Raw genomic sequence first — 20,800 nt, forward strand, 5'->3', positions numbered from 1 at the left:
GCGTTTCGTTCCTCCCCCAACGAGTTGCGCATGTCTTCCCCACACGACCCCATCGTCATCGTCTCCGCCGTTCGCACGCCGCAGGGACGTTTCCTCGGCGACCTGTCGCCGCTGACCGCGCCGCAGCTCGGCGCGCACGTGATCTCGGCCGCGCTCGCGCGTGCCGGCCTGGCGCCGGAGCGCGTCGATGAAGTGCTGATGGGCTGCGTGCTGCCCGCCGGCCAGGGCCAGGCGCCGGCACGGCAGGCCTCGCGCGGCGCGGGCTTGCCCGATGCCGTCGGCGCGACCACCGTCAACAAGGTCTGCGGCTCCGGCATGAAGGCCACGATGATCGGCCATGACCTGCTGCTCGCTGGCTCGGCCGACCTGGTGGTGGCGGGCGGCATGGAATCGATGTCGAACGCCCCGTACCTGTTGTCGAAGGCGCGCAGCGGCTATCGCGTCGGCCACGACCGCATTTTCGACCACATGATGCTCGACGGCCTCGAGGACGCGTACGAGCCCGGCCGCGCAATGGGCGAGTTCGGTGAAGCGGCCGCATCGAAGTACGGCTTCAGCCGTGCCGACCAGGACGCCTACGCAGTCGAGACGCTGACCCGCGCCCGCAACGCGATCGAAAGCGGCGCCTTCGCCGACGAGATCGTGCCCGTGCCCGTGCCCGCCAAGGGCGGCGAGCGCATCGTCGAAACCGACGAGCATCCGCTCAAGGTCTCGCCGGAAAAGATCCCGACGCTCAAGCCTGCCTTCGCCAGCGACGGCACGATCACCGCCGCCAGCGCATCGGCCAATGCCGACGGCGCCGCGGCGCTGGTGCTGACGCGGCGCTCGCTGGCCGAACGCGAAGGCCTGCCGATCCTCGCCGAGATCCGCGCCCATGCCACCCACAGCCAGGCACCGGCCTGGTACACGACCGCACCGATCCCGGCGATCGAAAAGCTGCTGTCGAAGGTGGGCTGGAGCGTCGCCGACGTCGACCTGTTCGAGATCAACGAAGCCTTCGCCGTGGTGGCCATGGCCGCCGCCCAGGACCTGGGCATCGACCGCGACCGCCTCAACGTCAACGGCGGCGCGTGCGCGATCGGCCATCCCATCGGCGCCACCGGGGCGCGCCTGATCGTCACCCTGCTGCATGCCTTGCAGCGCCGCGGCCTCACCCGCGGCGTGGCCGCGTTGTGCATCGGTGGCGGCGAAGCCACCGCGATTGCAATCGAACGCATTCCGTAACCCCAACCCTCACACCGCAACACTCCCCCACAGAGGCTCACGATGGACATCAGCAACGCCGTTGTACTGGTCACCGGCAGCAACCGCGGGCTCGGCCGTGCCCTGCTCGATGCGCTCAAGCAGGCCGGCGCGGCCAAGATCTACGCCGCCGCGCGCAACCCCGACTCCATCGACGTCGAAGGCGTCACCCCGATCGCGCTGGACGTGACCTCGCCCGAAAGCATCGCCGCGGCAGCCCGGGCCTGCCCCGACGTCAACGTGGTCATCAACAACGCCGGCATCGCCCGCGGCGGCGTGCTGCTCTCCGACACCGGCGAGACGACCGCGCGCGAGGAAATGGACACCAACTTCTGGGGCCCCTGGCGGATGACCCAGGCATTCGCGCCGACGCTCGCGCGCAACGGTGGTGGCGCCCTCGTCAACGTGCTGTCGGTGCTGAGCTGGATCAGCCTGCCGGGCACGGCGACCTATTGCGTCTCCAAGGCCGCGGCCTGGTCGCTGACCAACGGCCTGCGCAACGAACTGCGCGGGCAGGGCACGCAGGTCGTCGGCGTCCACCTCGGCCTGATGGATACCGACATGACCGCCGGTTTCGACGCACCCAAGATCGCACCCAAGGATGTCGCCGAGCAGATCGTGCGCGCGCTGCAGGACGGCAGCGAGGAAGTCCTCGCCGACGACACCAGCCGCCAGGTCAAGGGCAGCCTGTCCTCGCCGCAGGCAGCGTACCTGTCGGCCGGAAGCGAGTAGACCACCCGTGCAGGCCCGGGCCGGCTGGAGACAGGCCCTGTCTCCAGTCAGCCTTGATTGCGTCGGTGCAGATCGGACCACCGTCCAACCCGGAAGAAAAAGCGCGTCAGGAACGCCAGCGACGCCCAGCAGGCCATCGCCAATGCGGGCACGGCCACGAGCGTGCCGATGATGACGTAGGCCGTACTGCCCTTGTACTCGAGCACGTCCAGCCGATCGAAGCGCCCTGGCTGGGCCTTCGCGTAAGCCACCTGCACGGTCGTGTCATCCGTGGCGAAGCTGGCGGAGTACGACGTCCCATCTACGGTGAAGGTATAGAGGTCCCTGTCCTTTCTTGCCGTCGGCAGGAGTCGATCCAGTGCCGTGTCGGCCTTCGCAGGAGCAGCGATCGCGACACCGTGGTTCCTGAGGATCGACCTGGCATGCCGATAGTCGCGCAACACGCCCTGGACCGTATGCACCGACCCCATGAAGAAGATCAGCAGGAACAGGTGCCGCGCGACGATGGTGACCGCAGCGTGTCCGTCCTCGGAAAGCTCGACGCGAGGCGCGCGTTCAAGCAGGTCCAGGAGCAGGCCTGGCAGCCAGCGAGCCTGGCGATGTGCGAGCTCATCCCGTCCTTGGGTCATTGAGCGTACGTCCGTGTGTAACTTCGCCGGATCGTTGCATGGCCTTCCCGTCACATGTGACATCACAGTCGATGTCGCGGGAATGGACTACGCCGATGCGGGCACAAGTCCTACCAGATGGCATGGACTCTGCAAACGCAGCGGGGGAACTGCCTGATCCCCCGCTGCTTGACCGCGATACCACTCAGGGCAACGGCGTGCCCTGGTCGGCAATCGCCAGCCAGCGGTGGCCGTCGTGGCTGTAGGTGACGCCGGTCAGGGCGTGCTGGCGGAAACCAATCCGCGGGATCTCGTAGACGGTCTCGTAGAGGATGAAGGCCGAGTTGCAGCCGTCGACCACGCGGTATTTCTCGGTCCAGGTCCACACCGCTTCGCGGCCGGCGAAGTGGCTGGCCAGGGCGGTCATGATCGCGTCGATGCCATAGCGCACCGCGCCACTGCCGAAGATGGTGACTGCGCGCTCGTCGTGGACGGCGCGGAAGGTCTCTTCGTCGTAGTCACGGAAGGACTCCATGTCCATCCGCTGGGCCAGTTCGAACTGGCGGGCGCAGCCGCGGGCGTTGCCGTGGCCGCCGGCCAGCGCGGCCGGTGCCAGCGACAAGGCCGCCAGGGCCAGGATCGCGGATGCCAGGGGGCGCAGGGCGCGTCGGGAATGGGTATTCATCGTCGACCTCTCCATGGGTTGGGGGAAAGCGCGATCGACATTAGGCGCGCAGGTGGACCCATGCGAGAGCCACTATTGCCCCTGTCGGCAGGGCCAATCGAAACATTCCGGGCCAGCCGCCGGGCCGGTTTTGGAGTCCGGACTCGGCTTTGCACCCCGTACTCTCGACACAGGCATCCAGCCACCGGAGCGCACGCAATGACTACCCTCGTCACCGGGAGCGCCGGCCACCTCGGCGAAGCCCTGATGCGCAAACTGCGGGCGGCGGGCCGGCCGGCCGTCGGCATCGACATCAAGCCCTCGGCGTTCACCGACCACGTCGGTTCAATCACCGATCGCGACTTCATCCGCCATCGCATGCCGCACGTGCACGCGGTCATCCACACCGCGACGCTGCACAAGCCGCACGTGGCCACGCACCCTCCGCAGGATTTCGTCGACACGAACATCAGCGGCACGCTGGTACTGCTGGAAGAGGCGGTCGCCGCCGGCGTCGCATCGTTCGTCTTCACCAGCACCACCAGCACCTTCGGCGCGGCACTGACGCCGGCACCGGGTCTGCCGGCGGCATGGATCACCGAGGACGTCGCGCCGATTCCGAAGAACATCTACGGCGTGACCAAGCTGTCGGCCGAGCACCTGTGCCAGCTGTTCTTCCGCAAGCGGCGCCTGCCGGTGGTGGTGCTGCGAACGTCGCGCTTCTTCCCCGAACCGGACGACAGCATCGACATGCGCAGCGGCTATGTCACCGCCAACGCGCAGGCCAACGAACTGCTCTATCGCCGGCTCGACATCGAGGATGCCGTCGATGCGCACCTGCTCGCGGTCGAGCGTGCGCCGGACATCGGCTTTGGCCGCTACATCGTGTCGGCGACGACGCCTTTCACCGGAGCCGACCTGGCCGAACTCCGGCGCGACGCGCCCGGGGTGGTCAACCGCCTCTTCCCCGAGGCCGCATCGTTGTACGCCGCGCACGGATGGCGGATGTTCCCGCAGCTCGACCGCGTCTACGTCAACACGCTGGCGCGCTCGGAGCTGGGCTGGGAGCCGCGCTACGACTACCGCGGCGTGCTGGCCGCGATGGCCAGCGGCGGCGGATTCCGCAGCGCGCTCGCCGAAGCCGTGGGCAGCAAGGGCTACCACGACCAGGTGTTTGCCGACGGGCCTTACCCGGTCAGCGGCTGACAGCGGACACAAAAAAGGGCGGCACAAGGCCGCCCTTTCTGATTGACGGCGCTTACTTCGGTTTGATCGACACCGCCGCGGCCTCGGTGAAGGCGATGCGCAGCATGTCGCCGACCTTGAGGTTCTTCAGCCGCGCCTGGTGCTCGGGCTTCTTGACGTCGAGGGTCACCACGTTGCCGCGCGGACCCTTGACGGTGATCGTGTTGTTGACGGTATCGATGGCTTCGATCGGTGCGAGCACCGTCACCACCTCGGCCTTGCCGTAACGCGGCTTCTCGCCGGTCTTGGCCACGTCCTGGCCTTCCTTGATGTACGCGCCCGGCTCGGCGCTGCCCGCCGGCTGGATGTCGATGGTCACCGCGTTGACGTAGTCGATCTGGACCACGTCGCCGACGTGGACCTGGTCGAAGTTGCGCACGGTCTCATCGGCGTGCACTTCGACCTGCTTGCCGTCTTCGCCTTCGATGGTGACCAGGCGCGAGGGCGAGTCGATGTTCACGATCTTGCCGGTGGCCTGCACGCTCATCGCGACCGTCTCGCTCGGATGGTCGGCGGCGGCGGCCGGGGTGGTGGTCGAGCAGGCCGTGGCCAGTGCCATGGTCACGGCAAGCGCCAGTACAGAAGGCAGGGCGGTTGTTTTCACTGCGGTCTCCATTGATTGCCTTGGCGGTGCGATCCGCGTTCAGTCTGCGCAAGGGCAAGTGAAGGCCGGATTCACTTCGGCGCCCAACAAAAAGCCCCGCCAAGGCGGGGCTCTTTGCAATCAACGTAGCCCGGGTAAGCGCAGCGCACCCGGGAAGCGCGCCTCAATGGTGCAACAACACGTCCGCGATGATGCCGGTGGCCACGGCGATCAGGACGTACTTGCCGTCATCGCTGCGCACCCAGCGGTGGCCGCGCGGCGGCTCGTGCAGGTGGTAACGCGTGTAGTCGTCCACGTAGACCCGGCGTTCGACATAGACCACGCCACGGCGGTACTCCTGCTTGTGGTGGCCCTTGTGCTTGCCAGGGTGGTGGTCGTCATCACGGTAATCACGGTCGTGATCGTCATGGTGGTGATGGTCGTCGCCGTGCTTCTTGCCGTGGGCGAAAGCCGCCGCAGGCGCCAGGAACACGAAACCGATCAGTAGTACGGAGAGCAGGCGCTTCATGGGTTCCCCTGTGGAGTGCAGATGCAGTTGGTGCGTGCGCTGCGATCCTACGGTGCCGCCGGCGCCGGCAAGGCCCGCCCTTCGCGAACCATGACGGCCGTCGCTATTCGGCGATGACGTCCTTCATTCGGCCTTTAGGTAAGCCCCCTGGCAAGGGTTCCGGAGGGCCAGAAAAGCCGGGGCGGCGCGCGGGGCCCAGTCCGCGCGTCGCCCCGCTGTCTCCCTGACGAGGAGGCGGCCAGTGTCGGCGGCGGCGGTCGCACCGGGCGAGACGGCTGCCCTACACTCGGCCCGGGAACCTTCACCGCCGCCAAGGGGAATCGAATGAAGTCGCACCTCGCCGCCGCCCTGACGGGCCTGTCGCTGGCCCTGTCCGCCGCACTGATCGCCCACGCCCAGGCGCCCGCGAGCGCTGCGCCGGCCGCTGCGCCCGCGGTGCAGCCGGTGGTGCTGCGCGCCGCGCACCTGTTCGACGGCCGCAGCGGACGGGTGACCTCGCCGGGCCTGGTGGTGGTGCAGGGCGACCGCATCATCGGTGTGGGCGCGTCCGCGCCGCTGCCGGCCAATGCGCGCGTCATCGACCTCGGCGAGGCGACGCTGCTGCCGGGCTTCATCGATGCCCATACCCACATCGCCTCCGACCACGACGACGACTGGGCGCAGGGCTTCTACGAGAACATGCTGCGCTTCCCGGTGGAGCAGTCGTTCCATGCCGCGCGCAACGCCAGGCTGACGCTGGACGCAGGCTTCACCACGGTGCGCGAGGTCGGTGCGCCGGACTTCGTCGACGTCGCCCTGCGCAATGCCATCAACGGCGGCCTGGTCGAAGGCCCGCGCATGCTGGTGGCCGGCCACGCGATCGGCTCGACCGGCGGCCATTGCGACGCATCGCCGTTCCCGCCGGATCGGGTCAAGCCGGTCGGCACCCTCGAAGGCGTCTGCAACGGCGCCGAGCAATGCCGCGTGGCCGTGCGCGAACAGATGAAGTACGGCGCGGACCTGATCAAGATCTGCGCTTCCGGCGGCGTGCTGTCCGAGGCCGACCCGGTCGACGTGCCGCAGCTGACGCCGGACGAGCTCAAGGCGATCATCGGCGAGGCCCACACCTGGGGCCGCAAGGTGGCCGCGCACAGCCACGGCGACCTGGCGGCAAAGCAGGCGGTCGAGGCCGGCGTCGATTCGATCGAGCACGGCAGCTTCCTCACCTCGTCGACGCTGCAGTTGATGAAGCAGAAGGGCACGTACCTGGTGCCCACGCGCATGACCCAGGTGTGGGTGGTCGCCAAGGCCGACTCGTACCCGCCCAAGATCGGCGCCAAGGCGCGCGCGGCCGGCGAGGCGCACACGAAGATGTTCAAGGAAGCATTGCGGATCGGCGTGCCGATCGCCTTGGGCACGGACGCGGCGGTCTATCCGCACGGCATGAACGCCCAGGAATTCGGCGACATGGTCGACCTGGGCATGAGCCCGTCGACCGCGTTGCTGACCAGCAGCCAGGGCTCGGCGAAGCTGCTCGGCGTCGACGGCGAGACCGGCACGCTGGAAGTCGGCAAGTTCGCCGACGTGGTCGCGGTGCCTGGCGATGTGCTGCAGAACATTCGCGCGACCGAGAAGCCGGTGCTGGTGATGAAGCAGGGCAAGGTGGTTCGCGGCGGGGAGTAAGGGCTTTCCCTCTCCCTGGCGCCTGCGGCGCCTGTCCCTCCCCCGCGAGGGGGGAGGGGGTTCGCGTTACGCGCCTACGCGGTCGCGGACGGCGTCCATGTCGCGCACCGGGCGCACTTCGATCGAGCCGACGCGGATCCACGGGAACGAGTGCGCGATCTCCAGCGCTTCCTCGATGTTCGCCGCTTCGATCAGGTTGAAGCCGGCGAACACTTCCTTGGCCTCGGCGAACGGGCCGTCAAATATGGTCGTGCTGCCGTTGCGCGCGCGCAGCGACTTGGCGGTCACCGGCTCCTCCAGCTGCTGCGCATCGAGCAGCACGCCCTTGGCGCGCAGTTCGTCGGCCTTGTGCAGGCAGCCGCGCATCATCCGGTCGAACTCACCCTCGGGCAGCGCATCCATCAGCGTGGGGTCGGTGTACACCATGAGCAGAAACTTCACTGGGGCCTCCTGGCAGTGGTCGGGACGTCTGGAGCCCCATTGTGGCCGATCGCGGCGCGCGCTCATGTGCCAAAGGCGACAGATGGACCATTCGCCCGCCCACGGGATGATGCCTCCCCGGATCAGTGACTTGTCGCAGCAGCCCTCGGGTACGATGCTGCGCTGCCATCCGTGCAAGAGGGTCGACGCGTGCCGGTCATCGATGTCCGCAACCTCACCAAGACCTACGCGTCGGGTTACCAGGCGCTCAAGGGCATCGACCTGCAGATCCGCCGCGGCGAGATCTTCGCGCTGCTCGGGCCCAACGGCGCCGGCAAGACCACGCTGATCAGCATCATCTGCGGCATCGTCAACGCCAGCTCGGGCACGGTGCTGGCCGACGGCCACGACATCGTGCGCGACTATCGCGCCGCGCGCAGCAAGATCGGCCTGGTGCCGCAGGAACTGTCGACCGATGCCTTCGAAAGCGTGTGGGCGACGGTGAAGTTCAGCCGCGGCCTGTTCGGCAAGGCGCCCGATCCGGCCTACCTGGAGAAGGTGCTGCGCGACCTGTCGCTGTGGGACAAGAAGGACAGCAAGATCATGGCGCTGTCCGGCGGCATGAAGCGCCGCGTGCTGATCGCCAAGGCGCTGGCGCACGAGCCGCAGATCCTGTTCCTCGACGAGCCCACCGCCGGCGTCGACGTCGAGCTGCGCCACGAGATGTGGCAGATGGTGCGGCGCCTGCGCGAGAACGGCACCACCGTCATCCTCACCACGCACTACATCGAAGAGGCCGAGGACATGGCCGACCGCATCGGCGTGATCAACCACGGCGAGCTGGTCCTGGTCGAGGACAAGGCTACGCTGATGCGCAAGCTCGGCAAGAAGCAGCTGACGCTGCAGTTGCAGTCGCAGCTGGAAAAGATCCCCGAAGGGCTGTCGGACTACCCGCTGGAGCTGTCCGAGGACGGCACCACGCTGGTCTACACCTTCGACGTGCAGGCGCAGGAGACCGGCATCGCCGCGCTGCTGCGCCGCCTGCACGACCACGGCATCGACTTCCGCGACCTGCATTCGAGCGAGAGCTCGCTGGAGGAAATCTTCGTCAGCCTGGTCCGCCAGGGCCGGGAGGAGCGCGCATGAACCTGCACGCGATCCGCGCCATCTACCGCTTCGAGATGGCCCGCACCTTCCGCACGCTGATGGAGAGCATCGTCTCTCCGGTGCTGTCGACCTCGCTCTACTTCGTCGTGTTCGGCGCGGCCATCGGCGCGCGCATGGGCGAGGTCGGCGGGGTCAGCTACGGCGCCTTCATCATCCCCGGCCTGATCATGCTGTCGCTGCTCAGCGAGAGCATCTCCAACGCCTCCTTCGGCATCTACATGCCCAAGTGGGCCGGCACCATCTACGAGCTGCTGTCGGCGCCGGTGTCGGCGTTCGAGATCGTGATCGGCTACGTCGGCGCGGCCGCGACCAAGTCGCTGATGCTGGGCGCGCTGATCCTGGTCACGGCGCGCTTCTTCGTGCCTTACGAGATCGCACACCCGTTCTGGATGCTGTGCTTCCTGCTGCTGACCGCGGTGACCTTCAGCCTGTTCGGTTTCATCATCGGCCTGTGGGCGGACAGCTTCCAGCGCCTGCAGATCGTGCCGCTGATGATCATCACGCCGCTGACCTTCCTCGGCGGTGCGTTCTATTCGATCAACATGCTGCCGCCGGTGTGGCAGAAGATCGCGCTGTTCAACCCGGTCGTGTACCTGATCAGCGGCTTCCGCTGGAGCTTCTACGGCATCTCCGACGTCAACGTCGGCATCAGCGCGATGGCGATCCTGGGCTTCCTGGCGTTGTGCCTGGCGATCGTGTGGTGGATCTTCCGCACCGGCTGGAAGCTGAAGAACTAGCTCCGGTCGGAGCGCGGCGAGCCGATCTCGCGCGTCAGCCAGCTGTCGATCATGCTTTTTTCGTAGCGCAGGATGTCGCTGTTGGTCACCGGGCTGGCGCCGATCATGAAGCCGGTGTCGCTGAGCTTGCGTTCGCCTTCGGCCAGCACCGTGCCGTTGGCATCGGTGTGTCGGAAATTGACGGTCATCCGCGGCGGATAGATGTCGCGGATGATGCGCGTGTCGTCGAGGTCCGGGCCATGCCAGGGCTCATAGGAACCGGCGCGGCGGATGTCGACGATATCGACGTCCAGGCGCTGGCCTGGCGGCAGGCGCTTCTCGGCGCTTTTGCGCACATGTTCGGCGAGCTCCTCGACCCAGTTGCCGCGCACCGCTTCCCAGCGATTGCGGCTGTAGCGGATGTCGGTGAACTTGGACGGATCCTCCCAGCGCACGCTGACCGGGCCCTCCACGGGCAGGGCGCGCGGTGCGTTGGGATCGGTGACGTTGCGCGTGCGCGCATCGGCGGGCACGCCGGCGCTGACGATGGCCAGCGCGAGGGCAATGAGGGCGGGCCGCAGGTTCATGGCAGGCTCCGGAGGGGTACCGGTGTTGGTACACACCGATTGTCTGCCTGCGCCCGCGCGTCCGCCATGGGTGCCATGGCGGTCGTACAGCGGCGGTTTCTGATGTCAGGCCAGATCAGGTCAGGAACCAGGCCTCGATGGTGCCCTTCAATTTCACCGTCATCGGGTTGCCACGGCGATCGAGCGACTTGCCGACCGGCAGCCGCACCCAGCCTTCGCTGATGCAGTACTCCTCGACATTGGTGCGCTCCACGCCGTTGACTTTGATGCCGACGCCACGCTCCAGCAGGGCTTCGTTGTAGTGCGGGCTGCGCGGGTCGTTGGAGAGGCGGTCGGGCGGGGTGGTGTCGGTCATGGTCGTCGTGGTCCGTTTGGCTGCTGCCGCACGGCGTCGGCCGCGCGGGGCCATAAGGATACTTGGCGCCGGCCCGCCGCTGGCCTTACTTCAATACTGGCTTTACTTGAGCACTGGCCTTACTTCAATACGTACCCGGCCAGCCGCCAGGTGCCGTCCTCGTCCTGGCGGAACGAGATCAGCTCGTGGCCGGTGCGGTTGCCCGCGAACTGGGTGTCGAACTCGACATTGGCGTACGTGCCGGCCGGCAACTGCTCGGTGCCGGCCGTGGAGTGCCGGCTGACGACGGTCCAGCGCCGCGCCGCGGTCGCGCCGAGCGGCTTGCGCTGGGCGGCGATGGATTCGGTGAACTTCTTGCGGTCGACGCTGCGCTTGGCCACGGCCGAGGCGCCGTCCCAGACTTCGCCGGCGCGTCCGGCGTCGATCAGCTGGGCCGCCTGCATCGCCGCCGTGGCCAGGCTGTTGGGGTCGATCTCGCGGGCGGCCGCGGCCTGTTGCTGGGCCATCGCCGGGGCGAACGCGGCGGTCAGTGCCAGGAAGGCCAGTGCGGCCAGCTTCCTCGAGGGGGTCATCGGCGGGTCTCCGGACGGGGCAGGCCGGTCGGCTATGGGTGGGCTGAGTATGCGTAGCCCATGCCGAGGCGCCGTGAAGCACATGCGACACGATCAGGGCGGATCAAGGGTGCTCGCCGCGCCCCTGCAGCTTGGCCACGCGGATGACGGCGCGGACGCGTTCGCGGTCGGTATGGCGGGAAATGGGCTGCGCGCCGAGCGCGATGGCGCGTTCGCGCAGGTCGGCAGGGACGTCGTAGTGGGCGCCGGAGGTCTTGTCCTGGAAGGCGCGCCGCGGGATGTCGAGCCTGGCGGCCATGGCGTGCAGTTCGTCCAGGGTGTCGGCCATCAGGTGCGCCCAGCGCCGGCCGCGCCACAGATGAACAGCGTCGTCGACGTAGACGGTCATGGCGGGCTGGGGCCTGTCATGGGGGGCTCCGGGAGGGGTTGGAGGGCGTCTGGAGGGGGCAAACGTTCCATCTCTGAACAGAATTGCATCCCCGCCATTGCTTTGCGAGGCAATAGCGTCTAACGTTTGCCGCGCTGAGTTAGCCAAGGGTCACCGTGAATGTGGCCCGATGTAGATCAAGATTTACTCCATCGTTGCACCTCGTTTTCTCCTTGCAACCAGCCTCACGCCGCGAAAGCGGCAATTCACCATGTTCCAAGGAGTAAACAAAATGTCGAACCGTGAAACCGGTACCGTCAAGTGGTTCAACGATGCCAAGGGCTTCGGCTTCATCAGCCGCGAGAACGGCGAGGACGTGTTCGTCCACTTCCGTTCGATCCAGGGCTCGGGCTTCAAGTCCCTGCAGGAAGGCCAGAAGGTCACCTTCACCGTCGTCCAGGGCCAGAAGGGCCTGCAGGCCGACGCCGTGCAGGCGGTCTGAGTCTGACATCGTCGCGGCGCTAACGCGCTGACGAAGGAAAAACCCGGCTTCGGCCGGGTTTTTTTTTGCCCGTCATTCCCGCGAAGGCGGGAATCCATGGACGTTGCCCTTGCGCTACTTGCTGCAGGCCGTGGCGGCGTCGACATGTGCCGCATCGGCCCCCCACAGGCAGACGATGCGGTCCAGTGCCAGGCCCGAGCGGGAATTGCTGAGGAAGACGATTCCGTCGCGCTGCTCAGGCCGCATCAGGAACTTGGCGCGAAATCCGGCCTGGTTGCGTCCGTCGTGGCCTACCGCGGTGCTGCCATCACCGAGGCGTTCGATGAAATGGCCCAGGCCGTAGATCGCGTCTCCCGGCGCGCGTTGCGAGGTGAGCGTCGCCGCTTCGCGCAGTTGTGCCAGTTCTTCCCCGGACAGCGGGCCTTTCGATTCGCCATCGTTGTCGACCATGCCGGCGATCATCCACTTCGCGAAGTCGTTGACGGTGGTGGTCAGTGTCGACGGCGCCTGCTCGACGTAATAACGCGACGGCACCGGGTTGCCGTCGTCGCCATGCCCCTGCGCCGCATGGGCCATGATCGCCGGGGTCATCGCCACGCTGGTGTGGCGCATGTGCAGGGGTTGGAACACCAGTTCGTCGGCAAGGTCGGAGTACCTGCGCCGGGTGGTTCGTTCGATCGCCAGTTGCATCAGGGTGTAACCGCCGCCCGAGTACTGGAACTGGCTGCCCGCCGGCGCGAACAGTTCCACTGCGCCACGCCCGTTGGTCTTGCCGGCCAGCGACTCCTCCAGCGAGGGCAACTCGTTGAAGTCGAGCCAGCCCTGGTAACCGCCGAGCGTGGTGCCGGCGGTGTGCGAGAGCAGGTGGCGGAAGGTGATCGCGTGGTAGTCGAACGCGCTGCCGGCAAGCGGCCACGGTGACAGCGTGTCGGCGACGGGTTCGTCGAGTGCAATCACGCCTTCATCGACCAGGCGCATCGCCACCCAGGCCGCGATCGGCTTCGACAGCGAGGCCGCGGAGAATACGGTGTCGGGCGTGACAGGCAGCTTGCCGTCGTGGTCGGCAAAGCCGAATCCCTTGGCGTACACGAGTTCGCCATCCACGAGCAGGGCGACGGCGACGCCCTTGATGTTGGCGGACTTCATGATCGCCGGCATTTCGCGCTCAATGACTTCGGCGAATGGCGGAAGCGATGGCGCGCGTTTGGCCGCGAAGGCCTGCGCAGCGGGCGTCGCCACGACAACCACTACCAGCAGTGCGGCGCCGGCTCTCGTGAAGAGCGCCCGGATGATCCGGGCGCCGCGCGATTCGATGGACATGCTTCCTGCCTCCGTGGGATGGGCCGCGGCTTCATGCGGCGCCAGCTGGGATGCAAGGATCGGGGCGTTGGTTTACCGCACGGCTCCCGCGGCCCTAGCTTCCGGAGACCCGCACCATCTTCGCCATCAGGTGCTCGATCGCCGAACCGACTGCGGGGCAGCGACCCATGTGCACCGGTGAGGTCTGGATGATCGAGCTGCGCTTGGCGGTCAGCCAGTGGAAGCGCGCGCGCTGGGGCAACTGGCCGATGGGGCCGCTGCCGGGGCCGCCGGCGCAGATCACTTCGATCGCGGCGAGGTGGCGGCGCACGGTTTCGAGGTCCACTTGCGGATCGATCGCGAGCAGGCGCGCTTCGTCCAGCTCGATGCGCGCTTCCAGGAACTTCGCGCCGGCGCACGACAGGATGATGCCGACGTTGACGAATTCCTCTCGCTCCACGCGCGGCACCACGCGGATCACTGCGTAGTCGTAGGTGTCGTGGCGTTGCGGGTCACGCTTGATCGGATCAGGCGCGTGCATTGACGGCCTCCTCGACGAAACGCTGGCGCTGCGCCAGTCGTTGCATGAAGTGTTCGACGTAGGCGGCGCGGTGTTCGGCCGGGTCGGCGGGGGTGTCGGCGCCAACGAGCCAGGCGTCGGGCACCATCGCCATGATCGCGGCGAAGTCCTCGCGCGCCAGCTTCGGTGCCAGGCGTGCATCGGCGCCGGCGATGTCGTCGGCGCGCGCCAGCAGCACGTGCTCTCGGATCATCGGGAACGCGCTGCCGGCATGAGTCGGGGATCCGTCCCAGCCGTGATGGAAATACAGCGCTGCGCCGTGGTCGATCAGCCACGGCTTGCGGTGCCAGATCAGCAGGTTGGGATTGCGGAAGCTGCGGTCGACGTTGCTGACGAACGCGTCGAACCACACCACTTCCGAGGCCAGAGCGCCATCGACCTGCTCGGCGACCGGATCGAAGTTGATCGAGCCGGGCAGGTAGTCGAGGGCGAGGTTGAGGCCGGCGCTGTCCTTGATCAGCTGCTGGATCTCGGGATCGGGCTCGGTGCGTGCCAGCTCCGGGTCGAGATCGACGAACACCAGCTCCGGAATCGGCAGCCCGAGTGCGCGCGCGATCTCGCCGGCGACCAGCTCGGCGACCAGCGCCTTGGGCCCTTGCCCGGCGCCGCGGAACTTCAATACATACAGGCCGTCGTCATCGCCCTCGATGACGGCAGGCAGCGACCCGCCTTCGCGCAGCGGCGTGACGTAGCGGGCGGCAGTGATGGAGCGCAGGGGCATGGGCAGGGCCAATGAAAAGCCGCGACAGGTTACCTGCAACCCATGGCCTTGGCTTGGTAGATGCCCTTGAGAGCGTCTACCAGGTGTCTTCGAGCATGCGCGGCTGGCAGGCGAGCCAGCCGCCGACCAGCAGTACGGCCAGGCAGACCAGCAGGAAGGCGAACGGCCATGCCCAGCCGTGCGTCATCTCGTGCAGCAGGCCAAACAGCAACGGTCCCAGGCAGCTGAGGCTGTAGCCCACGCCCTGCATGAAACCCGACAGCTTGGCCGAGCCGACCTGCGAACGCGTGCGCAGGTTGATCAGCGTCAGCGACAGCGGGAACGTGCTCGGTCCCAGGCCCAGCAGCGCGACCCACAGCAGCGGCGCCGCCATCGGCGCCAGCAGCAGTCCGGCGAACGCGGCGACGTAGGCGACCGCGCACGCGACCACGATCGGATACGGATTGCTCACCCGCACTGCCACCGCCGGCAACACCAGTGCGCTGATCAGCCCGAGCGTCGAGAACAGCGCGACCATGCTGCCGCCCAGTGCCGGGCTGCCACCGGCCTCGACCAGCAGCTTCGGCAGCCAGGTGAACATCGAATAGGTGATCAGCGAAGTCATGCCGAACATCAGCGCCAGGCCCCATGCCACCGGCGAGCGCGATACGCGCCCCGGGCAGGCAGGCTCGGCCAGTTCGGGTGCTGCGTCGCCGACCTTTACCGCGCAGTCGTGCGCATCCGCCAGCGCCCGTGCCTGGCGCGAATGGCCGAAGCGCTCCATCCACAGCACCGCGATCCACGGCAACGCCGCCGCCGCCGCGACCAGCGACCAGCCGCCGAGCGAAGCACGCCAGCCGACGCTTTGCGCCAGCGGCACCGCCAGCAGCGCCGGCAGGATCGTGCCCAGCTGCAGCACGGTGATGTAGAAGGCGCTGACCGTGCCGACCCGGTCGGCGAAGTAACGCTTCACCAGCGGCGGCAGCACCACGTTGCCCATGCCCATGCCCGACAGCGCCACGGCCGAGGTCAGCAGCAGTATCCAGGTATCGCCGACGAAGGCACGCGCGAACAGGCCCAGGGTCGCCAGCACCATCGCCAGCAGTGCGGTGCGCTCCAGGCCGAGGCGATGGGCGATGCCGGGTGTCGCCACGCCGAACACCGCGAAGGCCGCGGTCGGCACCATGCCGAGCACGCCGGTCATGGTCGATCCAAAACCGAGCGTCTGCCCGAGGCTGTCGAGCAGTGGCGTCAGCGAGGTCACCGCCGTGCGCAGGTTGAACGCGGACAGCACGATGCCGGCGAGCACCAGCGTGCGGTCGCGCCACAACGGACGCACGATTGGCAATACGGCAGGGGAAGCAGTCACGTGGGGTACCGGAGACAGCGGCGAATGGACAGCCGTGGGAATGAAAGTGTGCGCGTCGCCTGCGGGCGAAACCAGCCGCGACCGGGCAACACTGGGTTCCATGGTAATCGGGGCGCGCAGTCGACGCGGCCAGGCCGACGCATGTCGACACATCCGGCAACGTCGCGCGCGTGAAGGTCGTGTGCACGTGCAGCTGAACGATGCCGCGCGCGTTCACTGCCGGTTCGTCTGGCGGAAACAAGACTCGGACGCTGCAATGCCGAGGAGATGAAACGATGAAGAAGATCGTCGCGTTGAATGCAATGCTGCTGCTGTGCCTGTCCGCACCCGTGCTGGCGAAGGACGCGCTGACCGAACACGAAGTGCGCAAGCAGCTGGCCGAACAGGGTTACACCAAGGTCAATGATGTGAAGTTCGAGGACGGCGTGTGGAAGGCCGACGCGCGCAGCGCCGAAGGCAACCGTGTCGACGTGCGCATCGATGCGAAGACCGGTCGTGTCTATCCGGACGAGCAGGTCGCCAATCTCAGCGAGGCCGATGTGCGTGCGCGCCTGTCGGCCGCCGGTTACACCAATGTCCACGATGTCGAGTTCGACAACGGCATCTGGAATGCCGAGGGCGACGACCCCGGCGGCCGCGATGTCGTGCTCAAGATTGACCCGGCCGATGGCAAGGTGGTCGGCAAGGAAAAGGACTGAGTGCCGCCCCTCCCCCTGCGAGCAGGGGGAGGGGCCTCAACCGACCGTCCTGGCAAAGCAAGCCGCCGCCCAGCGCCCGGGCCAATGGTCATGCTGGCCGTGGCCGCCCGTGCTGCCTAAGATCGGCGGACTCCAACTGGTAGAGCGTCCATGAAGTTTCCTGCCGTTTCCCTGCTGGCGCTGTCGATAGCGCTGGCGGTCAACCCCGCCTCGGCGGCCAAGCCGACCGCCCCGACCTTCGACCCCAAGCGCCTGTCCAACGACGTCAAGGTGCTGTCCACCGACGAGTTCGAAGGCCGCGGCCCCGCCACCGAGGGCGAGACCAAGACCGTCGACTATGTCATTGCGCAGATGAAGGCCGCCGGCCTCAAGCCCGGTGGCGACCTCAAGGACGGCCAGCGCGAGTGGACCCAGGCCGTGCCGCTGGCGCGCGCCGAGATAAGGGGCGCGCCGCAGGTGTCGGTGAAGGTCGCCGGCAAGTCGCAGGCGCTGACCCAGGGCGAGCAGATCGCCGTGCGCGCCGCGCAGAACGGGACCACCGCCATCGACATCGCCAACGCACCGCTGGTGTTCGTCGGCTACGGCGTCAAGGCGCCGGAGCGCAACTGGGACGACTTCAAGGGCGTCGACCTCAAGGGCAAGATCGCCGTCGTCCTGATCAACGATCCGGACTTCGAGAGTGGCCAAGGTGATTTCGGCGGCAAGGCGATGACCTACTACGGGCGCTGGACCTACAAGTACGAGGAAGCCGCACGCCAGGGCGCCCTCGGCCTGCTGATCGTGCACGAGACCGCGCCGGCTTCCTACGGCTGGGCGACGGTGAAGAACTCCAACACCAACACCATGTTCGACGTCGTCCGCGACGACCCGGCCTCGGTGCACCCGACGATGGAAGGCTGGATCCAGCGCGACTTCGCCGCTGCGCTGTTCAAGGGCGCCGGCCAGGACTTCGACGCGCTGAAGAAGCAGGCCGCCACGCGCGACTTCAAGCCGGTCGAACTCAAGGGCGCGACGCTGTCGGCCAAGTACGACGTCAACCGCGAAGTCATCACCTCGCACAACATCGTCGGTCGCATCGACGGTGCCAAGCGCCCGGACGAGACCGTGATCTACAGCGGCCACTGGGACCACCTCGGCGTCGGCCAGCCCGATGCCAAGGGCGACACCATCTACAACGGTGCGGTCGACAACGCCACCGGCATCGCCGCCATGCTCGAGCTCGCGCGCGGCTTCGCCAAGGCGCCGGCACCGGACCGCTCGATCGTGTTCCTGGCCGTGACCGCCGAAGAGAAGGGCCTGCTCGGTTCGGAGTACTACGCCTCCAAGCCGCTGTACCCGCTGGGCAAGACCGTGGCCGTGATCAACATGGACGCGCTCGACCCGCACGGCCTGGCACGCAACTTCACCACCTCCGGCAGCGCCAAGCAGGAACTGCTCGACCAGCTGGTGACCACGGCCAAGCAGTGGAACCTGGACTACGTGACCGACCCGAAGCCGGAAGCCGGCCACTTCTTCCGCTCCGATCACTTCCCGTTCGCCAAGCGCGGCGTGCCGGCGATCTCGTTCGGTTCCGGCAACGACCTGGTCGACGGCGGCCTGGCAGCGGGCAAGAAGATCGAAGACGAATACGTCGCCGATCGCTACCACCAGCCGGCCGACCAGTGGGAAGCCAGCTGGACCTTCGCCGGCATGGCCCGCGACCTGCAGCTGCTGTACACGGTCGGCCACGACCTGGCCGACTCGGACCGCTGGCCGAACTGGGATTCCGCCTCGGAGTTCCGTGCCGCGCGTGACGCGACGGCGGGCGATCGCAAGTAACCACCCACTCCCTCTCCCGCGCGCGGGAGAGGGCCGGGGTGAGGGCAGCTGCTTGAAGGCAAGGGCGAAGCGACTGCTTCGCCCTTTGCTTTTCAGGCCGCCACGTCGCGCAACTGCGCGATCAGCGAATCGGTATCGACCACGTCGGCAAACTCCACCCGCAACGTCGCCAGGTGCGCGCGCTGGATCTCGTCGGCGCTGATCACGCCACCGGCACCGTCGGGCAGGTCGAAGCAGGCGCAGGCATCGCCCACCACCACGGTGCGGTAGCCCAGGTTGGAGGCGACGCGCGCGGTCGTCGACACGCACATGTCGGTGCTGATGCCGAACACGATGACCGTGTCGATGCCGAGCCGGCGCAGCCGCAGATCGAGATCGGTGCCGATGAAGGCGGCATTGACCGACTTGCTCACCACTGGCTCGCCGGACAGCGGCTCGAAACCATCGCGGAAGGCATTGCCCGGGTGTTCCGGCGCAAGGGACGAACCGGGCACCACGGAATCGTGGCGCACGTGGATCAACGGCAGGTTGCGGTCGCGCCAGGCGGCCAGCAGGCGCTGGCCGTTGGCCTCCATGGCCGGGTTGTTGCGCGCCGGCCACGGCGGGTAATCAAAACCACGCTGCACGTCGATGGGAATCAGCACGCTGTTCGATAGCAGGCTGTGGCGGCCAGGGGTCATGCGCAGTCTCCGCAAGGCAATGCCGATACTTTGCGCGCAGCCCCCGCCACGCTCAACCCAGCTTGCGCGACGCCGCGTACGACAGCAGGTTGCCCACGCCGGTCATGCCCAGCAGCACTGCGATCACGCCAGGGGTGATTTCGGTCCAGCCGAAGGCTTCGATCAGCGCAAAGCCCAGGCCGAGGGCGACGAAGAGGATGCCCCAGCGCAGCGAGGTGTGGCGGCGCTGCTGCGCTTCGGCCTGGACCAGCGAGCGGATCAGGTCTTCCGAGCCATTGCCGGCGATGAGCTTGGCGCGGGTGCGCGCGTCGACCACGACCTTGATGGCGTAGGTGATGCAGATGAACAGGGTGATCGGGATCAGCAGCTCGAAGTTCATGGTGGCTCTCTATGGCTGGGTGGTCGGGACGTGGTTGATCGGGAAAGGTTCCGGGTTCAGGCCATCAGATACGGCCAGCCCACGACCGGTTGCACCGGTTGCAGCCCCCGGCGTGAAAACCGGTTGCAACCATCCCGGCCCTGGACGTATCCACATAGCCATGACGGGTGGATCGCTGTGACGCCGGACGACCGCAAACTGGTCGAGGACGTGCTGGGCAACGTGCCCGGCGCGTTCGAACGGCTCGTGCGCGAGTACCAGGGACTGTGCTGGCACATCATCCAGCGCATGGTCCGCCAGCCCGAGGACACCCGCGAGCTGTGCCAGGAAGCCTTCCTGCGGGTGCACCAGTGCCTGCACCAGTACCGCGGCGAGAGCGCGCTGAAGTCGTGGATCGGCCAGGTCGCCTATTCGGTGGCCAAGCGCCACCTCGAAAAGCGCCGGATCGCGATCGCCGACAGTGGCGATGACGACGACGGCCTGTCCCTGCTCGACCAGGTCAGCGACGGCTTCGACCTGGAAAGCGCCTGCGCCGACGCCGAGATCGCCGCCGGCCTGCACGAGGAAATCGAGGCCCTGCCGCCCTTGCAGCGGACCTTGCTGACGCTGTATCACCTGGATGAAGTGCCCATCGTCGAGATCGCCCGCATCACCGGTCTCGCCGAAGGCACGATCAAGAGCCATCTGTTCCGGAGCCGGGCGCGCCTGCGCGAACGCCTGCAGGCCCGGATGGGAGCCATCGCATGAACACACCCGACAACCGCACCCCCTCAGGCAAGCAGCCAGCCGACGCCCAGCGCCTGGAGCGCGAGTGGCAGGCGCAGGAGCGCGCCATGGAGCAGGAGCGCCGTGGCGTCCCGCTCGATCCGGCCGATCCGCGTGTTGGCGAGTACCGCCTGATCGCCCGCGCGCTGCGGGCCCCGGCGATGGAACCGGTGCCCTTCGACCTGACCGACCAGATCGTGCGCCGGGTCGAGGCCGCGCAGACCCTGGGCGAGCGCGTCGAAGGCTGGCTGCTGCGGATCCTGATTGCGGTGCTGGTGGTGGTGGCGGTCGGCGCAGTGGCGATCTACGGATCGGGCTGGGTCTCGGCCTTCGTCGCCCTGTGGCCGCAGCCGTCGGCGCAGACGACCGGCTGGGCGGGCCTGCTGATGGGGTGCCTGGGCCTCTCGCTGGCCTGGCAGTGGGGAGGACGCCTGCTGCGGCACCACGACCAAGGACACCCTGCCTGACGGCCGTTGCCGACGGGCGGTGACAGAAGTACGGTGACCGCTGAACCCGGCGGTTGGCGTTGGCTCTCCGAGCCCGGCCAGCACCCGGGAATGC

General features: G+C 67.5%; 26 protein-coding genes. 11 read left to right on the forward strand and 15 right to left on the reverse strand.

Annotation, left to right across the window (positions count from 1 at the left end; translation table 11 throughout):
• Positions 1-30 precede the first annotated feature (30 nt).
• Positions 31-1,224 carry an acetyl-CoA C-acyltransferase gene (locus ACFOPO_RS05995; RefSeq protein ID WP_386701915.1) on the forward strand — a complete coding sequence of 398 codons (1,194 nt, stop codon included), beginning with the start codon at positions 31-33 and terminating at the stop codon, positions 1,222-1,224.
• A gap of 42 nt (positions 1,225-1,266) precedes the next feature.
• On the forward strand, positions 1,267-1,974 hold the full coding sequence (locus ACFOPO_RS06000) for an SDR family oxidoreductase (protein WP_386701917.1): 708 nt from the start codon (positions 1,267-1,269) through the stop codon (positions 1,972-1,974).
• A gap of 47 nt (positions 1,975-2,021) precedes the next feature.
• Here ACFOPO_RS06000 and ACFOPO_RS06005 read toward each other — a convergent pair whose 3' ends face one another.
• On the reverse strand, positions 2,022-2,603 hold the full coding sequence (locus ACFOPO_RS06005; RefSeq protein WP_386701919.1) for a hypothetical protein: 582 nt from the start codon (positions 2,601-2,603) through the stop codon (positions 2,022-2,024).
• A gap of 184 nt (positions 2,604-2,787) precedes the next feature.
• Positions 2,788-3,267, reverse strand: coding sequence for a hypothetical protein (locus tag ACFOPO_RS06010; protein ID WP_386701921.1), 480 nt, complete (start codon positions 3,265-3,267; stop codon positions 2,788-2,790).
• A gap of 198 nt (positions 3,268-3,465) precedes the next feature.
• On the opposite strand from ACFOPO_RS06010, the gene ACFOPO_RS06015 reads away from it, so the two are divergent.
• The gene (locus ACFOPO_RS06015) at positions 3,466-4,452 is read left to right on the forward strand and encodes an NAD-dependent epimerase/dehydratase family protein (protein ID WP_386701923.1); all 987 of its coding nucleotides are present in this window, start codon (positions 3,466-3,468) and stop codon (positions 4,450-4,452) included.
• Positions 4,453-4,504: 52 nt separating this feature from the next.
• Here the strand turns inward: ACFOPO_RS06015 and ACFOPO_RS06020 are convergent, their stop codons facing one another.
• Together ACFOPO_RS06020 and ACFOPO_RS06025 are read right to left on the reverse strand one after the other, a co-directional pair.
• Complete coding sequence (locus ACFOPO_RS06020; RefSeq protein ID WP_386701925.1) at positions 4,505-5,095, reverse strand: hypothetical protein; 591 nt, start codon at positions 5,093-5,095, stop codon at positions 4,505-4,507.
• Between the two features lie 163 nt (positions 5,096-5,258).
• Positions 5,259-5,603: an RcnB family protein gene (locus ACFOPO_RS06025; RefSeq protein ID WP_386701927.1), complete on the reverse strand. Its 345-nt coding sequence runs from the start codon at positions 5,601-5,603 to the stop codon at positions 5,259-5,261.
• A 324-nt stretch (positions 5,604-5,927) separates the two neighbouring features.
• On the opposite strand from ACFOPO_RS06025, the gene ACFOPO_RS06030 reads away from it, so the two are divergent.
• On the forward strand, positions 5,928-7,265 hold the full coding sequence (locus tag ACFOPO_RS06030) for an amidohydrolase family protein (protein WP_386701929.1): 1,338 nt from the start codon (positions 5,928-5,930) through the stop codon (positions 7,263-7,265).
• Between the two features lie 66 nt (positions 7,266-7,331).
• Here the strand turns inward: ACFOPO_RS06030 and ACFOPO_RS06035 are convergent, their stop codons facing one another.
• Positions 7,332-7,706: a YciI family protein gene (locus ACFOPO_RS06035; RefSeq protein WP_386701931.1), complete on the reverse strand. Its 375-nt coding sequence runs from the start codon at positions 7,704-7,706 to the stop codon at positions 7,332-7,334.
• A gap of 189 nt (positions 7,707-7,895) precedes the next feature.
• Here ACFOPO_RS06035 and ACFOPO_RS06040 point away from each other — a divergent pair, with 189 nt between their 5' ends.
• Both ACFOPO_RS06040 and ACFOPO_RS06045 read left to right on the forward strand, forming a co-directional pair.
• Positions 7,896-8,831, forward strand: coding sequence for an ABC transporter ATP-binding protein (locus ACFOPO_RS06040; RefSeq protein ID WP_386701933.1), 936 nt, complete (start codon positions 7,896-7,898; stop codon positions 8,829-8,831).
• Positions 8,828-9,589 (forward strand): ABC transporter permease, encoded by a 762-nt coding sequence (locus ACFOPO_RS06045; protein ID WP_386701935.1) that lies wholly within the window; start codon positions 8,828-8,830, stop codon positions 9,587-9,589. Before ACFOPO_RS06040 ends, ACFOPO_RS06045 begins: the two co-directional genes overlap by 4 nt.
• Here the strand turns inward: ACFOPO_RS06045 and ACFOPO_RS06050 are convergent.
• From ACFOPO_RS06050 to ACFOPO_RS06065, 4 genes are all read right to left on the reverse strand, one after another.
• Positions 9,586-10,155: a DUF3016 domain-containing protein gene (locus ACFOPO_RS06050; protein WP_386701937.1), complete on the reverse strand. Its 570-nt coding sequence runs from the start codon at positions 10,153-10,155 to the stop codon at positions 9,586-9,588. The genes ACFOPO_RS06045 and ACFOPO_RS06050 overlap by 4 nt on opposite strands.
• A gap of 115 nt (positions 10,156-10,270) precedes the next feature.
• Positions 10,271-10,510, reverse strand: coding sequence for a DUF3297 family protein (locus ACFOPO_RS06055; RefSeq protein WP_386701939.1), 240 nt, complete (start codon positions 10,508-10,510; stop codon positions 10,271-10,273).
• A 119-nt stretch (positions 10,511-10,629) separates the two neighbouring features.
• Positions 10,630-11,082 carry a DUF4019 domain-containing protein gene (locus ACFOPO_RS06060; protein WP_386701941.1) on the reverse strand — a complete coding sequence of 151 codons (453 nt, stop codon included), beginning with the start codon at positions 11,080-11,082 and terminating at the stop codon, positions 10,630-10,632.
• A 103-nt stretch (positions 11,083-11,185) separates the two neighbouring features.
• Entirely contained in the window at positions 11,186-11,470 is a 285-nt protein-coding gene (locus ACFOPO_RS06065) for a DUF4031 domain-containing protein (RefSeq protein WP_386701943.1), read from the reverse strand.
• 271 nt (positions 11,471-11,741) lie between these two features.
• Between ACFOPO_RS06065 and ACFOPO_RS06070 the strand changes: the two genes are divergently transcribed.
• A complete protein-coding gene (locus tag ACFOPO_RS06070) occupies positions 11,742-11,951 on the forward strand; it encodes a cold-shock protein (RefSeq protein ID WP_158732419.1) in 210 nt (69 codons plus the stop codon).
• Between the two features lie 114 nt (positions 11,952-12,065).
• Here ACFOPO_RS06070 and ACFOPO_RS06075 read toward each other — a convergent pair whose 3' ends face one another.
• From ACFOPO_RS06075 to ACFOPO_RS06090, 4 genes are all read right to left on the reverse strand, one after another.
• Positions 12,066-13,271, reverse strand: coding sequence for a serine hydrolase domain-containing protein (locus ACFOPO_RS06075; RefSeq protein ID WP_386701945.1), 1,206 nt, complete (start codon positions 13,269-13,271; stop codon positions 12,066-12,068).
• Between the two features lie 94 nt (positions 13,272-13,365).
• A complete protein-coding gene (locus ACFOPO_RS06080; protein WP_386701947.1) occupies positions 13,366-13,791 on the reverse strand; it encodes a DUF3037 domain-containing protein in 426 nt (141 codons plus the stop codon).
• Positions 13,778-14,545 carry a HipA family kinase gene (locus ACFOPO_RS06085; RefSeq protein WP_386702673.1) on the reverse strand — a complete coding sequence of 256 codons (768 nt, stop codon included), beginning with the start codon at positions 14,543-14,545 and terminating at the stop codon, positions 13,778-13,780. Before ACFOPO_RS06085 ends, ACFOPO_RS06080 begins: the two co-directional genes overlap by 14 nt.
• 82 nt (positions 14,546-14,627) lie before the next feature.
• Entirely contained in the window at positions 14,628-15,899 is a 1,272-nt protein-coding gene (locus tag ACFOPO_RS06090) for an MFS transporter (RefSeq protein ID WP_386701949.1), read from the reverse strand.
• A 275-nt stretch (positions 15,900-16,174) separates the two neighbouring features.
• Between ACFOPO_RS06090 and ACFOPO_RS06095 the strand changes: the two genes are divergently transcribed.
• Positions 16,175-16,597: a PepSY domain-containing protein gene (locus ACFOPO_RS06095; RefSeq protein ID WP_386701951.1), complete on the forward strand. Its 423-nt coding sequence runs from the start codon at positions 16,175-16,177 to the stop codon at positions 16,595-16,597.
• A 150-nt stretch (positions 16,598-16,747) separates the two neighbouring features.
• Positions 16,748-18,415, forward strand: a complete 1,668-nt coding sequence (locus tag ACFOPO_RS06100) for a M28 family metallopeptidase (protein WP_386701953.1) — start codon at positions 16,748-16,750, stop codon at positions 18,413-18,415.
• Positions 18,416-18,507: 92 nt separating this feature from the next.
• On the opposite strand, the gene ACFOPO_RS06105 is transcribed toward ACFOPO_RS06100, so the two are convergent.
• Together ACFOPO_RS06105 and ACFOPO_RS06110 are read right to left on the reverse strand one after the other, a co-directional pair.
• A complete protein-coding gene (locus tag ACFOPO_RS06105) occupies positions 18,508-19,095 on the reverse strand; it encodes a cysteine hydrolase family protein (protein WP_386701955.1) in 588 nt (195 codons plus the stop codon).
• Positions 19,096-19,147: 52 nt separating this feature from the next.
• Positions 19,148-19,474, reverse strand: a complete 327-nt coding sequence (locus ACFOPO_RS06110; RefSeq protein ID WP_386701957.1) for a DUF6249 domain-containing protein — start codon at positions 19,472-19,474, stop codon at positions 19,148-19,150.
• A 177-nt stretch (positions 19,475-19,651) separates the two neighbouring features.
• On the opposite strand from ACFOPO_RS06110, the gene ACFOPO_RS06115 reads away from it, so the two are divergent.
• A complete protein-coding gene (locus ACFOPO_RS06115; RefSeq protein ID WP_386701959.1) occupies positions 19,652-20,221 on the forward strand; it encodes an RNA polymerase sigma factor in 570 nt (189 codons plus the stop codon).
• Positions 20,218-20,706, forward strand: coding sequence for a hypothetical protein (locus ACFOPO_RS06120; RefSeq protein WP_386701961.1), 489 nt, complete (start codon positions 20,218-20,220; stop codon positions 20,704-20,706). Before ACFOPO_RS06115 ends, ACFOPO_RS06120 begins: the two co-directional genes overlap by 4 nt.
• Positions 20,707-20,800 lie beyond the last annotated feature (94 nt).

The sequence above is a fragment of the Lysobacter sp. GCM10012299 genome (assembly GCF_042649405.1).
In the GTDB taxonomy this organism is placed as follows: Bacteria; Pseudomonadota; Gammaproteobacteria; order Xanthomonadales; family Xanthomonadaceae; genus Lysobacter_J.

What these genes read in the sequence shown, in the direction of transcription:
- ACFOPO_RS06100 (WP_386701953.1), top strand. Translation starts at nt 16,748, where the DNA reads ATGAAGTTTCCTGCCGTTTCCCTGCTGGCGCTGTCGATAGCGCTGGCG.
- ACFOPO_RS06000 (WP_386701917.1), top strand. Translation starts at nt 1,267, where the DNA reads ATGGACATCAGCAACGCCGTTGTACTGGTCACCGGCAGCAACCGCGGG.
- ACFOPO_RS06065 (WP_386701943.1), bottom strand. Translation starts at nt 11,470, where the DNA reads ATGACCGTCTACGTCGACGACGCTGTTCATCTGTGGCGCGGCCGGCGC.
- ACFOPO_RS06120 (WP_386701961.1), top strand. Translation starts at nt 20,218, where the DNA reads ATGAACACACCCGACAACCGCACCCCCTCAGGCAAGCAGCCAGCCGAC.
- ACFOPO_RS06105 (WP_386701955.1), bottom strand. Translation starts at nt 19,095, where the DNA reads ATGACCCCTGGCCGCCACAGCCTGCTATCGAACAGCGTGCTGATTCCC.
- ACFOPO_RS06070 (WP_158732419.1), top strand. Translation starts at nt 11,742, where the DNA reads ATGTCGAACCGTGAAACCGGTACCGTCAAGTGGTTCAACGATGCCAAG.
- ACFOPO_RS06055 (WP_386701939.1), bottom strand. Translation starts at nt 10,510, where the DNA reads ATGACCGACACCACCCCGCCCGACCGCCTCTCCAACGACCCGCGCAGC.
- ACFOPO_RS06030 (WP_386701929.1), top strand. Translation starts at nt 5,928, where the DNA reads ATGAAGTCGCACCTCGCCGCCGCCCTGACGGGCCTGTCGCTGGCCCTG.
- ACFOPO_RS06005 (WP_386701919.1), bottom strand. Translation starts at nt 2,603, where the DNA reads ATGACCCAAGGACGGGATGAGCTCGCACATCGCCAGGCTCGCTGGCTG.
- ACFOPO_RS06095 (WP_386701951.1), top strand. Translation starts at nt 16,175, where the DNA reads ATGAAGAAGATCGTCGCGTTGAATGCAATGCTGCTGCTGTGCCTGTCC.
- ACFOPO_RS06045 (WP_386701935.1), top strand. Translation starts at nt 8,828, where the DNA reads ATGAACCTGCACGCGATCCGCGCCATCTACCGCTTCGAGATGGCCCGC.
- ACFOPO_RS05995 (WP_386701915.1), top strand. Translation starts at nt 31, where the DNA reads ATGTCTTCCCCACACGACCCCATCGTCATCGTCTCCGCCGTTCGCACG.
- ACFOPO_RS06015 (WP_386701923.1), top strand. Translation starts at nt 3,466, where the DNA reads ATGACTACCCTCGTCACCGGGAGCGCCGGCCACCTCGGCGAAGCCCTG.
- ACFOPO_RS06075 (WP_386701945.1), bottom strand. Translation starts at nt 13,271, where the DNA reads ATGTCCATCGAATCGCGCGGCGCCCGGATCATCCGGGCGCTCTTCACG.
- ACFOPO_RS06025 (WP_386701927.1), bottom strand. Translation starts at nt 5,603, where the DNA reads ATGAAGCGCCTGCTCTCCGTACTACTGATCGGTTTCGTGTTCCTGGCG.
- ACFOPO_RS06080 (WP_386701947.1), bottom strand. Translation starts at nt 13,791, where the DNA reads ATGCACGCGCCTGATCCGATCAAGCGTGACCCGCAACGCCACGACACC.
- ACFOPO_RS06050 (WP_386701937.1), bottom strand. Translation starts at nt 10,155, where the DNA reads ATGAACCTGCGGCCCGCCCTCATTGCCCTCGCGCTGGCCATCGTCAGC.
- ACFOPO_RS06010 (WP_386701921.1), bottom strand. Translation starts at nt 3,267, where the DNA reads ATGAATACCCATTCCCGACGCGCCCTGCGCCCCCTGGCATCCGCGATC.
- ACFOPO_RS06110 (WP_386701957.1), bottom strand. Translation starts at nt 19,474, where the DNA reads ATGAACTTCGAGCTGCTGATCCCGATCACCCTGTTCATCTGCATCACC.
- ACFOPO_RS06060 (WP_386701941.1), bottom strand. Translation starts at nt 11,082, where the DNA reads ATGACCCCCTCGAGGAAGCTGGCCGCACTGGCCTTCCTGGCACTGACC.